Source organism: Azospirillum sp. B4, assembly GCF_000333275.1.
GTDB lineage: Bacteria > Pseudomonadota > Alphaproteobacteria > Azospirillales > Azospirillaceae > Nitrospirillum.
Window position 1 is genome coordinate 1 of sequence record NZ_BACU01000217.1, and the last position, 17,046, is coordinate 17,046.

Genomic DNA, 17,046 nt, shown 5'->3' on the forward strand with positions numbered 1-17,046 from the left:
CAGGTGTCGACGCTGGGTAGCGACACCCTGTCGCCTGNAGCAGCAGCCAGGTCGCCGGCCTGTCGAGCGGCCAGGTGCAGTCGCTGACGTCCGATCAGCTGAGCACGCTGACGACGGCGGACATCCGTGAGTTCAGCGCGGCGCAGATCGGTCAGCTGACGACGGCGCAGGTGTCGACGCTGAGCAGCGACAACCTGTCGGCGCTGAGCAGCAGCCAGACGGCGGGCCTGTCCAGCGCGCAGGTGCGGTCGCTGACGACCGATCAGCTGAACAACCTGAGCACGGCGGACGTCCAGGAGTTCACGTCGGCGCAGATCAGCCAGCTGACGACGGCGCAGGTCGCGAACCTGAGCAGCACGAACGTCGGTGCCCTGACCACCGCCCAGGTGGCCAGCCTGACGACGGCCGAGGTGCAGGCGCTGAACTCGGATCAGCTGAACGCGCTGAGCACGGCGGACACCCGGGCGCTGACGGCGGCGCAGGTGTCGGCGCTGACGACCTCGCAGGTCTCCACGCTGAGCAGCGACAACCTGTCTGCGCTGTCGAGCACGCAGGTGGCCCGGCTGTCCAGCAGCCAGCTGCAGGCGCTGACCAGCGATCAGCTGAACAGCCTGAGCACGTCGGACATCCGTGAGTTCAGCGCGGCGCAGATCGGTCAGCTGACGACGGCCCAGGTGTCGACGCTCAGCACGACCAACGTGTCGGCGCTGACGACGGCGCAGGAAGCCGGCCTGACGACCAGCCAGGTCAACGCTCTCACCACCGATCAGATATCGTCGCTAAGCACCGCGCAGGTGACGAGCCTGAACACGGCCCAGGTGAGGGCTCTGACCACCGACCAGGTGAACGCCCTGGCCACGGCTACGGTGCAGAAGCTGACAACCACGCAGCTGAACGCCCTGACGGCGTCGCAGGTTTCGGGCATCAGCTCGGACAACCTGTCGGCCCTGACGAGCAGCCAAGCGTCCAGCCTGACCAGCGCCTTGGTCCAAGCCCTGACCTCCAGCCAGCTGAACGCGCTGTCGTCCTCTGACATCCGGGAGTTCACCAACGCCCAGATCGGCCAGCTGACGACGGCCCAGGTTTCCACCCTGAGCACCGACACGGTGCAGGCGCTCAGCACGGGCCAGGTGGCGAGCCTGACCAGCGCCCTGGTTCAGGCCCTAACCAGCGACCAGCTGAACAGCCTGAGCACGGCGGACGTCCGGGCCCTGACGACGGTCCAGGTGTCGGCCCTGACGACGGCGCAGGTGTCCACGCTCAGCACGGATAACCTGACCGCGCTCAGCAGCGCCCAGGTGTCCAAGTTGACGACCAGCCAAGTCCAGTCCTTGACAACCGGTCAGGTATCGGCCTTGGCCACCAGCCAGGTGGTGGGCCTGTCCACCAGCCAGGTGAAGGCCCTGAGCACGGATCAGCTGGGTGCGCTGAGCACCACGGATGTCCGGACGCTGAGCACGGTGCAGGTGGCGGCGCTGACGACGGCCCAGTTGTCCGGCCTGTCGACCAGCAACCTGTCGGCCCTGGCCAGCAATCAGGTCGCCGCCCTGAGCAGCGCCCAGGTGCGGTCGCTGACGACGGACCAGATCAGTTCGCTGACGACGGATGATGTTCGCGAGTTCACCACCAGCCAGGTGTCGTCGCTGACCACCGACCAGGTCAGCGGGTTGACCACCGACCAACTGTCGAACCTGACGACCGCGCAGGCCAGCGTCTTCACCTCGGCCCAGGTCCACGCGTTCACCACCGATCAGGTCAACGCCTGGCTGACCGGCCTGTCGGGGTGATAAGGCCGGGCGGGGTGATCAGGTTGGAGTGATGCGGCACTGAGGTTGCGGACAGGGGGTGCGGGGCAGCACGTCCGGTCCGTCTGGGGGCGGGGCACGGGGATTGAGGAAGGCCACATCCGGCCTTCCTCAATCCTTCCCGTGTTTCCTGGTTCCGGAGAGGGGCGCGAGGCATGCTCCTGCCGGTTGGAAGTGGTGCAGGCCCGTGTGGGGTTGGGGTTTATGGGCAATGATCCGGTTTCGACGCGGCCAGTAGGAGGGTCGCTTGGCACGCCCGCCTATAGCAAGGCGCCCGCGTCGCGGACGGATTCCGATTTCCAGAAGACCCTGGCCAGGACGGCGGCGGCGGACCAGGCGAGGGCCAGTCAGGCCAGTGCGGCCCGGGCGGGCGCCACGACGGCCGATACCGTCCGGATATCGCAGCAGACCATGCTTTCCGGACTGGCGGCGTATAATATGGCGGCCCAGGCGTCGCCCGTGATGCCGGGTTACCAGCGTCCGACGGTCAGGGTTGGAGACAACGTGACGACGAAGAACGAGAAGTCCGACAAGGGTGCCTTCCGGCTGTCGCCGTCGAGGGAACTGCAAGGACGTGCCGCCTATGCCAAGGCGTTGCAGTCCCAGGCGCCGGCCCCGGCATCTGGTGCCCTCCAGAACGGGGACGCGCCGGCGGCGCCCGCGACCAATGTCGCGCCATCGGGCACGGCCGATTCATCCCAGGCGCCGGCGGAACAGGGTAAAGTTGCGGATCGCTCCTCCGTAAACATCGTGTTATAATTTTGCGGGATATTGGCCTTATCTTCAGAAATTAAGAATCCTGGCAATATTTTACTTGTGGATGATCAACCGTGCCCTCTGCTGCTTCCGCATCCATCCAGACAGCCGATATCGTCAAATACCTTACCGCCAGAGACTGGAAGATCCCCCCAGGGGTGGAAGAGAAGGCGTTCCGCTACCTGATTGGCCGGCTGGACTTCAACAACCTGCTGAACCTGGTTGATGCCGTGCGCGAGCCGGCGCCGTGGATGGGGCCCGCCTCCCTCTACCGCCTGTGGCTGGATGAGGTTCCGGCCGATGCGCACCTGCGCCACGCCGCCTATTTCAACCTGGGCGTGGAACTGGCCAACATCGGCGACACCGCGGGGGCGGAGGCCTCTTACAACGCCGCCCTGGCGCTGAAGTCCGACTTCCTCATCGCCGCCATCAACCTGGGCCTGATGGCGGAACAGCAGGGTCGCAACGATGACGCGCTGGAGACCTGGCGCCGGTGCATCCAGGCCGACGACATGCGGACCACCCTGCTGAACCAGCGCGGCCGCCTGCTGGAGCGCCTGGGCCGGTTCGAGGAGGCGGAGCGCGAGCTGTACCGCAGCCTGCTGACCGTGCCCAAGCAGTCGGATGCCATCAGCCATTGGCTGCACCTGCGCCTGAAGATGTGCGCCTACCCCGCTTTCCTGCCGGTCCCGGGGTTGACCAAGGATGACATCGTGGCCAGCGCCGGCGGCCTGTCGCTGATGTCGCTGTTCGATGAGAACGCGGTGGTCAACCGCTGGGTCGAGCGCTGGTCCGCCCGCTTCGGCACGCCCCAGCGCTTGGCGCCGGCGGAGGGGTACGACCATGAGAAGGTGCGCATCGGCTATCTTTCATCGGATTACAACCTGCACCCCGTCAGCATGCTGATGGTGGAACTGATCGAGAAGCACGACCGCGCCCGGTTCGAGGTCTACGGCTATGACATGGGCCTGGACGACAACAGCTATCTGCGCCATCGCATCCTGGGCGCCTTCGACAAATGGTTCCGCGTCGCCGAGATGAGCGACGACCAGGCGGCCCAGCTGATGCGGGAGCATGAGCTGGACATCCTGGTCGACCTGAACGGCCTGACCGACGGGTCGCGCCCCGGCATCGTGCGGCGCAAGCCGGCGCCGGTGCAGATCACCTACCTGGGGTTCGTTGGCTCCCTACCCATTCCGGAGTTGGACTACGCCATCGTCGACGATTTCGTCGTGCCGCAGGACTTGGCAGGGGACTTCCATCCCAAGCCGCTGTACATGCCGGGTTGCTACCAGTCCAACGACAGCAAGGCGCCGGTCGATCCGTCGCCGTCGCGGGAAAGCGTGGGCCTGCCGGCGGACAAGTTCGTCTACACCTGCTTCTCCAACACCTACAAGATCACGGAAGAGATCTTCGAGGCGTGGATGCGCATCCTGGGGCAGGCGGAGAATTCCGTGCTGTGGCTGCTGGCCCGCACCCCCTGGGCGCGGCAGAACATGCTGGACCGCGCGGCGGCGCGGGGCATCGCCCCCGAACGGCTGATCTTCGCCGGTCCGGCCAGCCCGGCGCAATACTTGGCCCGCCTGCCGCTGGCTGACCTGTTCCTGGACACCCACCCCTATAATTCCGGCACCACGGCCAGCGACGCCTTGCGCATGGGCCTGCCACTGGTCACCTACTCAGGCAAGACCTTCGCCTCGCGCATGGCGGGCAGCCTGTTGCGCACCGTGGGCCTGGCCGGCGGCATCACCACCAGCGTGGACGACTATGTGGCGCTGGCGGTGAAGCTGGGCCGGGATCCGGACGCCTACAAGGCCTTCCGCGACACCCTGGCGGGGGGAGAGGCCTGGCGGCGCGCCCTGGGCGACATGGACCGCTTCGTGCCGGAGCTGGAGGAGCGGCTATTGGCCGTGCGGCTCACGCCGGGCAAGGCGGGCTGAGGATAGGCATCGCCGCGCCCACGCGCGCGGTACGTGAACAGGCGGGTGTCCGGTATCCGGACCTTGCCGCCAAGGACGGTGGGTCGTATGGGAAAGCTGCATCACTTTGACCTGAGGGCCCTGCTGGACGCCCATCATTGCCGGGTCTTCATCGAGACCGGCACGGGCGCCGGCGACAGCCTGCTGCACGCCGCCTCCTTCGGTTTCGAACGGCTGTTCTCCTCCGAGATTTTTCCGGAGATCGCGGACCATGCCCGCCAGCGGTTGGCCAACGTGCCCCAGGCCCAGATCCTGACAGCCACCAGCGAGGATGTGCTGAAGACCGTCCTGCCGCTGATCCCGGCGGAGGTGCCGGTGCTGTACTGGCTGGACGCCCATTTCCCGGGCGCCGACTATCACTTGGCCCAATACGGCGACCAGGCGGACTACAACATCCGCCTGCCGTTGGCGCGGGAGATGAGCCTGATCCGCGACCTGCGTCCGCGCAGCCGCGACGTCATCCTGGTGGACGACCTGCGGATTTACGAGGATGGGCCCTTCGCCGGCGGCAACATGCCGGACCATGCCCAGACCCTGGCCTTTTACGACCGCAACATTGATTTCGCCTTCCGCCTGTTCCGGCACACGCACACCATCGCCCGCGATTATGGCGATGAGGGCTATCTGGTCATCACCCCCCGGTGATCCCAACAGACGGGCCTGTCGCGCTTGATCGCGGCAAGCTTCCAGGTGGAGTGGTATGATGGCGGATGAGACGACCAAGCAGATGCTGCGCCGCGCCGCGGATGGGCGCTTCGCCCGCCGCTGGATCGTGGGGGAGGGGATAGACATCGGCTGTGGTCCGGACCCGCTGGGCAAGCTGAAGGACTATTTCCCGCTGATGACCGGCGCCCGGCCGTGGGACCTGCCGGACGGCGACGCCATGCTGATGGAAGGGGTGGCGGACGACAGCTATGATTTCGTCCATTCCAGCCATTGCCTGGAACACCTGGTCGATCCGGTGCGGGCGCTCGGCAACTGGATCCGCATCTGCAAGCCCGGCGGGCACTTGGTCATCACCATCCCCGATGAGGACATGTACGAACAGGGCGTGTGGCCGTCAATCTTCAACCAGGACCACAAATGGACCTTCACCATCCTGAAGCCGCAGAGCTGGTCGCCCAAGTCCATCAGCCTGGTGCAACTGCTGGACCTGTTCAAGGAGGAGGTCGAGGTCCTGAAGCTGGAGAAGCTGGACAGCGGCTTCCAGTATGACCAGCCCCTGCGCGACCAGACGCTGAAGGGCACGTCGGAGTCCGCCATCGAGTTCGTGCTGCGCAAGCGCGCCAAGGGCTGGGGTCTGGCCACCGCCGTGGACAACGCCGCCGCCCGCTTCGCCCAGGTGGCCCGCCAGCATGAGATCGACGCCAAGTTCGCCGAGGCCATCGCCTTGCACCAGCAGGGCCGGGTGGGGGAGGCGCAGGCCGCCTACACCGCCATCCTGGCGGCCGACGCGGACAACATCGCGGTCATGAACAACCTGGCGCTGATCGCCCCGTTCGCGCAGGCCGAGCCGCTGCTGCGCCGGGCCCTGGAAATCAGCCCCAGCTATGTCGACGCGCTGCTGAACCTGGGCAACCAGCTGGTGGCCAACCAGCGGGTGGAGGAGGGGCGGGACCTGCTGCGCCGGGCGCTGGAAGCCGCCCCCGACGACGCCCGCGTCGTCCGCGCCCTGTCCCAGGCCTATGACACGCTGGCGGCGTACGAGGACGCGGTGGCCCTGCTGGTGGAGAAGGGCGCCCTTCTCAACGACCTGGATGAAGTCTACTGCCGTCTCGGCAAATATTGCGAGCATCTGGGCCGGACCGATGAGGCCCTGGCCTATCTGGCCAAGGCGCTGGCGATCAATCCGGCTCATGTCGAGGCCAACATCTATTCCGGCCGCCAGCATCTGCGTAAGGGCGACTTCAAGCGCGGGGCGGAAGGCATCGCCTGGATCTGGCATGGCCGCATCCCGGACAGCCAGATCGGCCTGTTCGTGGACGAGGCGGGCCAGCCCATTCGTCAGGACGGCCGCACCATCGTGCTGTCGGCCGACAGCGGCTTGGGCGACACGCTGCAGTTCGTGCGTTATGCCCGCCCGCTGAAAGCGCTGGGCGCCCGCGTGGTGGTGGAATGCCAGCCGGAACTGCTGCGCCTGGTGGGCGCCATGCCGGAGGTGGACGAGGCGGTGGCCATCGGCGGCCTGGCCGCCGGTTTCGACCTGCGCCTGCCCCTGCACAACCTGATCGGCGCCTTCCGCACCACGGTGGACACCATCCCGGCGGAGGTGCCCTACCTGGCGGCACCGGTGGATGAGGCGGCGACCTATGCCCAGCGCCTGGGCTCGCACGCCGGCGTGCGGGTCGGACTGTGCTGGGCCGGCAACCCCAGCCACCCCCGCAATGCCGACCGGTCGGTGGCGCCGGCCCAGCTGGCGCCCCTGCTGGGCCAGGCGGGGGCCCGCTTCTTCTCCCTGCAGAAGGGGGCTGATGGCGGCGCCCTGGGCCTGGTGGACTGGACGGGGGAGTTCGCCGACATGGCCACCACCGCCGCTCTGGTGACGGGGCTGGACCTGGTGATCAGCGTGGATTCCGCCGTGGCCCACCTGGCGGGCGCGCTGGGCCGGCCGGTCTGGCTGCTGAACCGGTTCGACAGCTGCTGGCGCTGGCTGGAGGCGGGGACGGAGACCAGCCCCTGGTACCCAACCCTGACGCAGTTCCGCCAGCCGGTGGCGGGCGACTGGGACACGGTGATGGCGGCCGTGACCGCCCGGCTGGCGGAAATGGTTGCCGCCGGAACCGCCAGGCGCTGACGGACCGCCATGGCCGACCACCCCGACGTCACCGTCATCATTCCCACGCACCGGCGGGCGCATCTGCTGCGCCGGGCCTTGGCCTCCGTCAAGGGGCAGGAGGCGGCGGTGGAGGTCATCGTCATCTCCGACGCCGCGGATGGCGGAACGGACCGGGCTTGCGCCGAGCTGCTGTCGGCCGACGACATCTATGTCCGGCGCAACGGCGCCGCCGGGCCGTCGGCCAGCCGCAACCTGGGCCTGGCGCTGGCCCGCGGGCGCCTTGTGCTGTTCCTGGATGATGACGACGCCTGGCATCCCGGTTTCATCCCCGCCCTGCTGGCACAGCCGGCGGTGGGGCAGGGCCTGCCCGTCTATGCCAACAGCACGGTGGTGACGGAACGGCGGGGCCCGGAGGGTCCGGAGGTGCTGGAGGAAGGGATGTTGGACACGGCCGGCCGGCTGACGGACGAGGTCTACATCAAGAACCAGGTCCATATGTCCTGCTTCGCCTTCCCCCGCACCCTGCTGGATGGCCTGGCGTTCGATGAGTTCATGCGGGCCTATGAGGATTGGGACTTCCTGTTGGCGGTCATCGGCCGGCAGCGGCCGGTGCATGTGCCGGTGCTGGGCTCCCGCATCTTCGAGGTGAAGGACGCGACCACGGATCGCCGGGGCGACAGCCGTCAGGCCAACGATTACAACGTCGTGCTTGATTACCTCTATGTCTATCGCCGTCATCCCTCCCCCACGCCGGAGGTGGCGCAACGGCGGGTGGCCCTGATGAACAGCCTGAGCATCCCGAACACCCAGGGGATGGTCTGAACCGATGACGCCGTCCCAGACCGATCTCGAATCCCCCCATTTGCCCACTCACGATTTGGATGCCCTGGCCAGCCGCATCGTCTTCTGCCTGTGGACGGGGCCCGAGATCATGTCGGACGCCCGCATGCGGGCATTGTGGACCATCTTCCGCAACACCGGCTGCGGGGTCGCCTTCATCACCCGGGACACGGTGGCGGATTGGGTGAAGCCGGAACATCCGCTGCACCCGGCCTGGCCCTACCTCAGCGCGACGCACAAGGCGGACTATCTACGCTGCTACCTGATGCACCACTACGGCGGCGGCTACACCGACATCAAGACCACGTCGAAGAAATGGGGGCCCTTCTTCGAGCGGATCGCCGGATCGGACAAGCTGGCCCTGGGTTATCAGGAACTGGCCCACGGCATCCCCCACGTCACGGGCGATTTCGGTGACCTGCTGCGCCGGTCGCACCGGGAACTGATCGGCCTGTGCGCCTTCATCTTCAAAAGGGGCACGCCGCTCACGGCCTCCTGGCTGGCGCGGACCGAGGCGCTGTTGGATGCCAAGCTGCCGGAATTGCGGCGTCACCCGGCCATCCATCCCCTGGACCAGACGGGCATCCTGCTGCCCGACGGCACGCCCTCACCCTACCCTCTGCGCTGGGCGGAACTGCTGGGGGAAATCTTCCACCCCTTGACCTATGAGCACCGCCACCAGCTGCTGCTGTCGCCCATAGAGCCCAGCTTCGCGTCCTATCGCTGAAGGGCGCGATCAGGCCAACGGCTCCTGTGCGCCATGGCGGATGTGCAGCACCGTGACCACACGGGAATGATGATCGGTTGCGTGGATGATCCGGTAAACGTCAGGCCTGCGACCATAGAGAAGATGGCGCAAGTCGGGATTCTCCGGGATGGCCGGGCAGCGCGTCGGCAATTCTTCAAGGCTCAGGATCGCGCTTTCGAGACCACCGAACCATAGCTGCGCCAGCGTTGAATTGGCGGCGTCTATGGTTTGATAGAGACGCCGAAGATCCCGCTGTGCGCGGGGGGCGACGTCAACCCGGTATTCCATATTCTTTGCGCAGCTCGCTGAATATGTCACGGGCCGGGCGAGCTTGACCATTGGCCAATTCAGTGAGGCCTTGCCTGATGCCCTCTTCGGCGCTGGCCTGCGCGGCAAGGTCCAGCAGGTGCTGATAGGCTTCGGCATCCTGTATTACGGCCGCCGCGCGCCCATTCACCGTCAGGATCATGGGCCGCTTGGTTTCTTTAATGTGCTGCATGAACTCAGCCGAGTGATTACGGAATGTTGTCATCGGTTGAATGTCTTTGGTGATGTCCACAGGCCGGCTCCTTCTCAACACCTTACCTTATAAGGTACTCTCAACGTCGCGCTGACCCAAGCCCTCACGTGCGGAACGTGGCCCTTCCGTGGCAGCGCACTCTTGCAAGGAAAAACCATTCGGCGGCGCAATTGGACCTATCCGGCACATGATTTTGACAGGGCGCCGGCGCCTATGGTCCCATGCATCCGCCACTTCGGACAGAAGAAGTCGGGAGGACAGGCGCTGAGGTCACGGGTTCTTCCGAAGCCCGCGATCCTCCTTCTTGCACGATGATTTTGACGGCGGCGGCCTGGTCCCCGCCCGACCATCTGGCTGCCCATGACGCGGGCGGCGTAGGGGGTGCATACCCCCGCCTCAACGACAATGTCCGCCGGTACCCTGGGGACCGAAGGCGGGCGCACGCTAGGGAAACGGAAAACGCACGCGATGATGAGACACAGCATTATCTCCAGGACCCTGAAGGCCGGCCTGTTGGCCGCGGCCCTGGGCCTGCCCCTGGTTCTGACGTCCGAACCGACGGCGTTCGCGGCGCAAAAGACGGCGCCGGCCGCCAGCCTGATGCACCGGGACGACGCGGATTTCCAGGTGCTCTACCCCGGCGTCTACAGCGCCAAGGAAAAGGCGGTCGTTGCCAAGTACCTGGCGGACAACCAGGCCCTCAAGGATCGTGGCCCCATCGACGTGCAGGCCCTGATCCACGGCACCTTGCCCAAGGACACGCCCGGCGTGGGCCCGGTGGTGCACGCGACCGAGGCCTGGGTGCGTTACGACAACGACAAGTACGACCCCAAGGACCCCATCCGCGGCGATGCCGCCTACGCCCGCAGCCTGGGCTTCCAGGACATCCTGGCCTATCCCACCTTCGCCACCAACGATGACATCTACATGGTCCCGTGGCCGGTGCAGGGGCGCGACAAGCTGCTGGTCAGCGAGCTGAACCACAGTGTCACCACCTACAAGCCGATCTATCCGGGTGACGACCTGTACCTGGTGGCGAACGCACGCACAGTGACGGACCTGACCCCGCCGGAAGGATCGACCTACCGCAGCATCGCCATCCAGACCAAGGGCAGCGTCTACAACCAGCGTGGCGAGAAGGTGAACGACGTCATCTTCCGGGTGACCGAGAACATCCGCGTCTACAAGGACCCGTCCAAGGCGCCGGCCAACCCGGGCTTCGGCGACATCTGGGTGGCGCCCGACTGGCTGGCCCGTCCCGCCCATGTCTACAGCGACCAGGACTGGGTGAAGATCAAGGATATCTGGTCCAAGGAGAAGCGCCGGGGGGCGGAACCGCTGTATTGGGAGGATGTGAAGGTGGGCGACCAGCCGGCCTGGACCCTGGACGGGCCCATCGAAGCCTCCGTCATGCCGATCAAACCCTGGGGCATGGGCGCCGGTGGCTCCCGCACCCTGAAGGCGGAGATCATGGACCCGGCCGTGGCCAAGACCCTGGTGCGCGGCGCCAAGGACGGCATCTATCGCCTGCCCAATCCCAAGGATGAGATCCCGGCCCTGCCCGAGACGGCGGCGGGGGAGGGGCCGGCGCCAGCCGGTGCCATCGATACCACCGACATCCACAAGGATGGGGCCAAGCGCTCACCCCTGGTGAACTTCATGGGCCGCGACTTGGCCATCCGCGCCATCACCAACTGGATGGGCGACCGGGGTTGGCTGGAGACCATCCGTTGGTCGATCATGGACCCGCGCGCCATGGCCGACGGTGGCTATCCCGTGCCGCACAACCCCGACGCCGAGCACTGGTTGGACCGCGTGCCTTTCCTGAAGGGCAAATACGTCAACACCCACGGCCTGACCCAGGACGTGGCCATCGTCAAATCCTACGTCACCGCCAAATATGTGCGCGACACCAAGCACATGGCCGACGTTGTGTGGTGGATAGAGACCATCGACGGTCACATCTTCGAGGAAGGCCTGGCCAACGTCGTCCTGCCGTCCAGGACCGCTTCGTAAAAACATCCCTTCAATCCCAGGAACCGGCCCCCGCCTGGCGGGTTCCTGGGATCCGCCCGTCGCTCCCGGCGCGGGCGGGGCTTCATCTTCCTTCCTACCCACCTCCCAGGCCCGGTTCGCATCACCCGATCGAACCGGGCTTTCTTTTGGGCGCCGCCTGCCGGCTACCGCCGGATCCCGTGCGGCTACGGACCTGACGACTGGTGAAGGTGTTCGCTCACGCCACCGTCAGCCCCTGGCGGGACAGCGGCAGTTGGCGCACCCGGGGGCCGCCCGCCGCCACGATGGCATTGGCCAGCGCCGCCGGCAGGGGCGGCACCATGGGCTCGCCAGCGCCACCCACCGGGGCGTCGGGACTGTCCAGAATGGTGATGTCGATCGCCGGCGCCTGGGCCAGTTTGAGGATGGGATAGCGGTCGAAATTGCGGCTGGCGACGGCACCCCGGTCGATCGCCACCTCCTCCGCCAGGGTGGCGGACAGGGCCATCAGGATGGAGCCCTCACCCTGGGCGCGCACGCTGTCGGGGTTCACCGCCGTGCCGCAGTCGAAGGCGCAGGTGACGCGGGTGACCGCCAGCCTACCCTTGTCCAGCGCCACCTCCACCACCTGGGCGGCGATGGAGCCGAAGCTGTTCCACAGGGCCACCCCCCGTCCATGGCCCGGCGGCAGGGCCGTGCCCCAGCCGGACCGCGCGGCGGCGGTTTCCAGCACCCGCCGGGCGCGCGGGTTGCTCTCCAGCAGGCGGCGGCGATAGGCCAGCGGGTCCTGCCCGGCGGCCAATGCCAGCTCATCCACGAAGCTTTCGAAGTAGAAGGCGGCGAAGTTGCTGCCCGGCGCCCGCCAGGCGCCCACCGGCACGGGCAGGTCGCGGCGCCGCGCGGTGGTCAGCCCGTTGTCCAGGAAATAGGCCGGCGCGTGGTCGGGCTGGTCCGCCTGTCCCTGGCGCACCATGATGAAATAGCCGTTGTCGCGGTTGCCGGCGATGCGGGCGCGGATGGCGGTGGGCAGGCCCCGGGCGTCCAGGCCCGCTTCCATGCGGGCGGCGGTGGCGGCGCGATAGCGGCCCTGGGCCAGGTCCTCCTCCCGATCGTAGACCAGCTTGACCGGGGCCTTCACCGCGCGGGACAGGTGTGCCGCCAGGACGATGTAGTCGGGTACGGCCTTGCGGCCGAAACTGCCGCCGGAATAGAGGATGTGCGCCGTCACCCGCGCCGGGTCCTGACCGGTCAGGGCCGCCACGTGCGCCTGGGCCCGGGTGGTGAATTGGCTGCCGGTCCAGATCTCGCTATCGCCGTCGCGCACATGGGCCACCGCCGACAGCGGCTCCATATACGCGTGCGCCAGGTAGGGCGTGGCGTAGTCGGCGGCAACGTGGCGCACGGCCGCCGCCATGCCGCGCTCATGGGCGGCGCGCACCGCAGTGGGGTCATCGCCGCGCATCAGCTTGACCTCCCCCTCCAGGTCCAGATCCCGGTTCAGCAGGCCGTGGATGGCGTCGCCGTCCAGGGTATCCCGATCGGCGCCGTTCCAGGCGGGGGCCAGGGCGTCCAGGCCCTTCTTCGCCGCCCACCAGGTGGTGGCGACAACGGCGACGGCGTCGGGCAGCCTAACCTCCGTCTCCGTGGCGCCGTCCTTCACGCGGCCCTCCTTCACCCGATAGGCCAGGCCCCGGATGGGGATGACCTGGCGCACGCCTTTCACCGCCAGGGCCGGGGCGGGGTCGACCGCGGCCAGGGTGCCGCCAAACACGGGGCTTTGCCGGATGGCGGCGTTCAGCAGGCCGGGCAGGGAGATGTCGATGGCATAGGTGGCGCTGCCGTCCACCTTGGCCGCGATGTCCTTGCGGGTGACGCCCCGGCCGATCAGGCGCCACGCGTCGCGGGCCAGCGGCGTGGGGTTGGCGGGAATGGGCAGGGTCGCGGCCAGTGCCGCCACGGCGGCATAGGGGACGGCGCGGCCATCCTTATGCACCACCCGGCCGTCCTCCGCCCTGCAGTCGCCGGCGGCCACGCCCAGGTGCCGGGCGCCGGCCGTCACCAGCATCTCACGGCAGGCGGCGCCGGCCGTGCGCAGGGAGGTCCACTGCGTCCGGATGCTGGCGCTGCCGCCCGTCCAGCGGCCGCCGTTGGCGTTGTCCTGGGCCGGCAGCAGGGGCGCCTGCTCCACCCGCACGGCGGTCCAGTCCAGGCACAGCTCCTCCGCCAGGATCTGCGCCACGCCGCTCATGGCGCCCTGGCCCATTTCCTGCGCGTTGGAATGAAGCGTGACGCCACCATCGGGGCCGATGCGCACCCAGCCGTTCACGGTGGCGGCGGCGGTGCCGGGTGCGGCCAGCGCGCCGTCGGCGGTGATGGCGACGACCAGGCCGGTGGTGCCGGCCAGGAAGCCGCGGCGGGAAAGGGTCGTCGTCGGATCCAAGGTGCTGCCCCTCATGCCAGGCCGGCGGCGCGCTTGATGGCGCGGCGCACACGGACATAGGTGCCGCAGCGGCACAGGTTGGTCATGGCCTCGTCGATCTCGGCGTCGGTGGGTTGGGACTTTTCCCGCAGCAGGGCGGCGGCGGCCATGATCATGCCGGACTGGCAATAGCCGCACTGCGGCACCTGTTCCGCGATCCAGGCGGCCTGTAGCGGGTGCGACCGGTCCGCCGACAGCCCCTCGATGGTGGTGATGGGCATGCCCACCGCCCCCTCGACCGGCAGGGAACAGGATCGCACGGCCACACCGTCCACATGCACGGTGCAGGCGCCGCACAGGGCGGCACCGCAGCCGAACTTGGTGCCGGTCAGGCCCAGTTCCTCGCGCAGCACCCACAGCAACGGCGTGTCGCCCTCCACGTCGGCGACCACGGCGCGCCCGTTGACCGTCAGCTGATAGGCCATGCCCCGCATCCCCTTCCTGGAAGTGCCGGACGCCAGCCTGCCTCAGCCGGCAAGGTTGCGCCATGTGCAAAAACGCAACCTTTGCGGCCCAGCCCCCGTGATGGCGGTGGACCCAGGGGAAGTGGACCTATCGCCTGAAGCCACGCTCCCTAAACCGCGGCGGCTCTGGTCAGGACCGCTGCTTGTGCGCGGGCAGGGCATGGGCCAGGCGGCGGCCCATCTCCTCGCCCAGGGCCTGCAGGCCGCTCATGGGGCGGACCATCACCTCGAACTCCACGATGCGACCCTGCGTATCGAAGCGGATCATGTCGATGCCCTTCAGCTCGCGCCCGCCCACCTTGGCGCTGAACTCCAGCACCGCGTTCAGGCCGTCGGCGTCGACGAACTGGCGGTGATAGGCGAAATCCTGAAACACCTGGATGACGGTGCCAAGGATGAGGACCAAGGCCTGCGCCGGGCCATAGGGCGTGAACGCCATGGGGGAACGGAACACCGCCTCCGGATGCACGATGGCGGGCAGGAAGGACAGGTCGCGGCGGGCGACGCCGTCGTGCCACTTCTCCAGGCTGGCGGCGACGGCGGGATGCCGCGGCAGGTCGGTCATGAGGGTCTCCGTCAGAGGGTGGCGGCCAGGCGGCTGCCCTGGTTGATGGCGCGCTTGGCGTCCAGTTCGGCGGCCACGTCGGCGCCGCCGATCAGGTGGACGGTGACGCCCGCCGCCGTCAGGGGGCCGTGCAGGTCGCGCAGCGGTTCCTGGCCGGTGCACAGCACGATGGTGTCGGCCGCGATGACGGTCGGGTTCTCCCGCTTCTCGCCAAAGGTGATGAACAGGCCGCCGGCGTCGATGCGCTCGTAATTCACGCCGCCCAGCATCTGGACGTTCTTCATCTTCAGCAGGCGGCGGTGGATCCAGCCGGTGGTCTTGCCCAGCCCCTTGCCCAGGCCGCCGGCTTTCCGTTGCAGCAGGGTGACCTCCCGCGCCGGCGGCGTGATCTCCGGCCGGGTGACGCCGCCGCGCACCGTGGCGGGATCGGTCACGCCCCATTCCGCCTGCCAGGCCGCCAGATCCAGGGTGGGGGAGGGGCCGTCCTGCACCAGGTACTCGGCAATGTCGAAACCGATGCCGCCGGCGCCGATGACGGCCACCCGCCGGCCCACCGGCTTGTCATGGCGCAGCACGTTCAGATAGGTCACCACCCGGCCGGCGGCCATGCCCTCCGCCTGCCCCGGGATGCGGGGGTCGCGGGGAGTGACCCCGGTGGCCAGGATGACCTCGTCGAAGCCACCCTGGATCAGGCCCTCGGCGGTGGCCTTGCTGTTCAGGCGCAGGGTGACGCCGGTCAGCGCGATCCGCCGGCTGAAATAGCGCAGGGTCTCCTGGAATTCCTCCTTGCCCGGCACGCGCTTGGCCATGTTGAACTGGCCGCCGATCTCCCCCGCCGCCTCGAACAGCTCCACGGTGTGGCCGCGCTGGGCGGCCACGGTGGCGGCGGCCAGGCCGGCGGGCCCGGCGCCCACCACCGCTATGCGTTTTGTCGCCACCGCCGGGCGGTAATTCAGCTCCGTCTCATGGCAGGCGCGGGGGTTGACCAGGCAGGTGGAGATCTGGGCCTTGAAGGTGTGGTCCAGGCAGGCCTGGTTGCAGCCGATGCAGGTGTTGATCTCATCCGCCTTGCCCGCCGCCGCCTTGTTCACGAACGCCGCGTCGGCCAGCAGCGGCCGGGCCATGGACACCATGTCGGCGCAGCCGTCGGCCAGGATTTGCTCCGCCACCTCCGGCGTGTTGATGCGGTTGGTGGTGACCAGGGGGATGCCGACATTGCCCATCATCTTCTTCGTCACCCAGGCGAAGGCCCCCCGGGGGACGGAGGTGGCGATGGTGGGGATGCGCGCCTCATGCCAGCCGATGCCGGTGTTGATCAGGGTGGCGCCCGCCGCCTCCACCGCCTGGGCCAGTTGCACCACCTCCTCCCACGTGCTGCCATCGGGGATGAGGTCCAGCATGGACAGGCGGTAGATGATGATGAAGTCCCGCCCCAGCGCCTCGCGCGTGCGGCGCACGATCTCGACGGGCAAGCGCATGCGGTTCTCGTACGACCCGCCCCAGGCGTCGGTGCGCTTGTTGGTGTGGGTCACCAGGAACTGGTTGATGAAGTAGCCCTCGGATCCCATGATCTCCACGCCGTCGTACCCGGCCTCCCGCGCCAGCAGGGCGCAGCGGACGAAGGCGCGGATCTGCCGCTCTATCCCCCGGGCGCTCAACGCGTGCGGGGTGAAGGGGCTGATGGGTGACTTGACACGCGACGGCGCCACGGCGAAGGGGTGATAGCCATAGCGGCCGGTGTGCAGGATCTGCAGCGCGATCTTGCCCCCCTCCGCATGCACGGCTTCCGGGATGGGGCGGTGGCGCCGCGCGGTGGACGTCAGGGCCAGGGTGCCGCCCAGCGGCTTGGTCCAGCCGGCGATGTTGGGGGCGAAGCCGCCGGTGACGATCAACCCCACCCCGCCGGCCGCCCGCTCCCCCAGATAGGCCGCCAGCCGATGCAGGTTCTGGCGGCTGTCCTCCAGCCCGGTATGCATGGACCCCATCAGCACGCGGTTGCGCAATTGGGTGAAGCCCAGGTCCAGCGGCCGCAGCAGGTGGGGGTAGGGGGAGGTCATGGTGGGGCGCCCGTCTTTTATTATGCAACTTGTTGCATAATGGGTCAGGCGCGCCGTTTGTG

14 protein-coding genes are annotated in these 17,046 nt (G+C 68.0%); 8 read left to right on the plus strand and 6 right to left on the minus strand.

The window, feature by feature from the left end; all coding sequences use genetic code 11:
- The first annotated feature begins 74 nt into the window (after positions 1–74).
- The 7 genes from I55_RS09415 to I55_RS09445 all read left to right on the plus strand — a co-directional run bounded on the left by I55_RS09415 (position 75) and on the right by I55_RS09445 (position 8,883).
- On the plus strand, positions 75–1,787 hold the full coding sequence (locus I55_RS09415) for a hypothetical protein (RefSeq protein WP_049973983.1): 1,713 nt from the start codon (positions 75–77) through the stop codon (positions 1,785–1,787).
- A 222-nt stretch (positions 1,788–2,009) separates the two neighbouring features.
- A complete protein-coding gene (locus tag I55_RS09420; protein ID WP_148293645.1) occupies positions 2,010–2,564 on the plus strand; it encodes a hypothetical protein in 555 nt (184 codons plus the stop codon).
- A 155-nt stretch (positions 2,565–2,719) separates the two neighbouring features.
- Positions 2,720–4,501, plus strand: a complete 1,782-nt coding sequence (locus I55_RS09425; RefSeq protein ID WP_252181090.1) for a tetratricopeptide repeat protein — start codon at positions 2,720–2,722, stop codon at positions 4,499–4,501.
- Positions 4,502–4,588: 87 nt separating this feature from the next.
- Complete coding sequence (locus I55_RS09430) at positions 4,589–5,185, plus strand: hypothetical protein (RefSeq protein ID WP_044560277.1); 597 nt, start codon at positions 4,589–4,591, stop codon at positions 5,183–5,185.
- A 55-nt stretch (positions 5,186–5,240) separates the two neighbouring features.
- Entirely contained in the window at positions 5,241–7,334 is a 2,094-nt protein-coding gene (locus I55_RS09435) for a tetratricopeptide repeat protein (RefSeq protein WP_044560278.1), read from the plus strand.
- A 9-nt stretch (positions 7,335–7,343) separates the two neighbouring features.
- Positions 7,344–8,138 (plus strand): glycosyltransferase, encoded by a 795-nt coding sequence (locus I55_RS32925; protein ID WP_049973984.1) that lies wholly within the window; start codon positions 7,344–7,346, stop codon positions 8,136–8,138.
- A gap of 4 nt (positions 8,139–8,142) precedes the next feature.
- Entirely contained in the window at positions 8,143–8,883 is a 741-nt protein-coding gene (locus I55_RS09445; protein WP_044560279.1) for a hypothetical protein, read from the plus strand.
- A gap of 9 nt (positions 8,884–8,892) precedes the next feature.
- Here the strand turns inward: I55_RS09445 and I55_RS34305 are convergent, their stop codons facing one another.
- Both I55_RS34305 and I55_RS09455 read right to left on the minus strand, forming a co-directional pair.
- Entirely contained in the window at positions 8,893–9,243 is a 351-nt protein-coding gene (locus tag I55_RS34305; RefSeq protein WP_083900974.1) for a type II toxin-antitoxin system RelE/ParE family toxin, read from the minus strand.
- Positions 9,176–9,463 carry a type II toxin-antitoxin system Phd/YefM family antitoxin gene (locus I55_RS09455; RefSeq protein WP_049973985.1) on the minus strand — a complete coding sequence of 96 codons (288 nt, stop codon included), beginning with the start codon at positions 9,461–9,463 and terminating at the stop codon, positions 9,176–9,178. Before I55_RS09455 ends, I55_RS34305 begins: the two co-directional genes overlap by 68 nt.
- A 432-nt stretch (positions 9,464–9,895) precedes the next feature.
- Here I55_RS09455 and I55_RS09460 point away from each other — a divergent pair, with 432 nt between their 5' ends.
- Positions 9,896–11,440: a hypothetical protein gene (locus tag I55_RS09460; protein ID WP_159107150.1), complete on the plus strand. Its 1,545-nt coding sequence runs from the start codon at positions 9,896–9,898 to the stop codon at positions 11,438–11,440.
- 217 nt (positions 11,441–11,657) lie between these two features.
- Here the strand turns inward: I55_RS09460 and I55_RS09465 are convergent, their stop codons facing one another.
- From I55_RS09465 to I55_RS09480, 4 genes are all read right to left on the minus strand, one after another.
- A complete protein-coding gene (locus I55_RS09465; RefSeq protein WP_159107151.1) occupies positions 11,658–13,859 on the minus strand; it encodes a molybdopterin cofactor-binding domain-containing protein in 2,202 nt (733 codons plus the stop codon).
- 11 nt (positions 13,860–13,870) lie between these two features.
- Entirely contained in the window at positions 13,871–14,323 is a 453-nt protein-coding gene (locus I55_RS09470; protein ID WP_044560287.1) for a (2Fe-2S)-binding protein, read from the minus strand.
- Between the two features lie 169 nt (positions 14,324–14,492).
- A complete protein-coding gene (locus I55_RS09475; protein WP_044560283.1) occupies positions 14,493–14,927 on the minus strand; it encodes a nuclear transport factor 2 family protein in 435 nt (144 codons plus the stop codon).
- 11 nt (positions 14,928–14,938) lie between these two features.
- Entirely contained in the window at positions 14,939–16,984 is a 2,046-nt protein-coding gene (locus I55_RS09480) for an FAD-dependent oxidoreductase (RefSeq protein ID WP_044560284.1), read from the minus strand.
- Positions 16,985–17,046 lie beyond the last annotated feature (62 nt).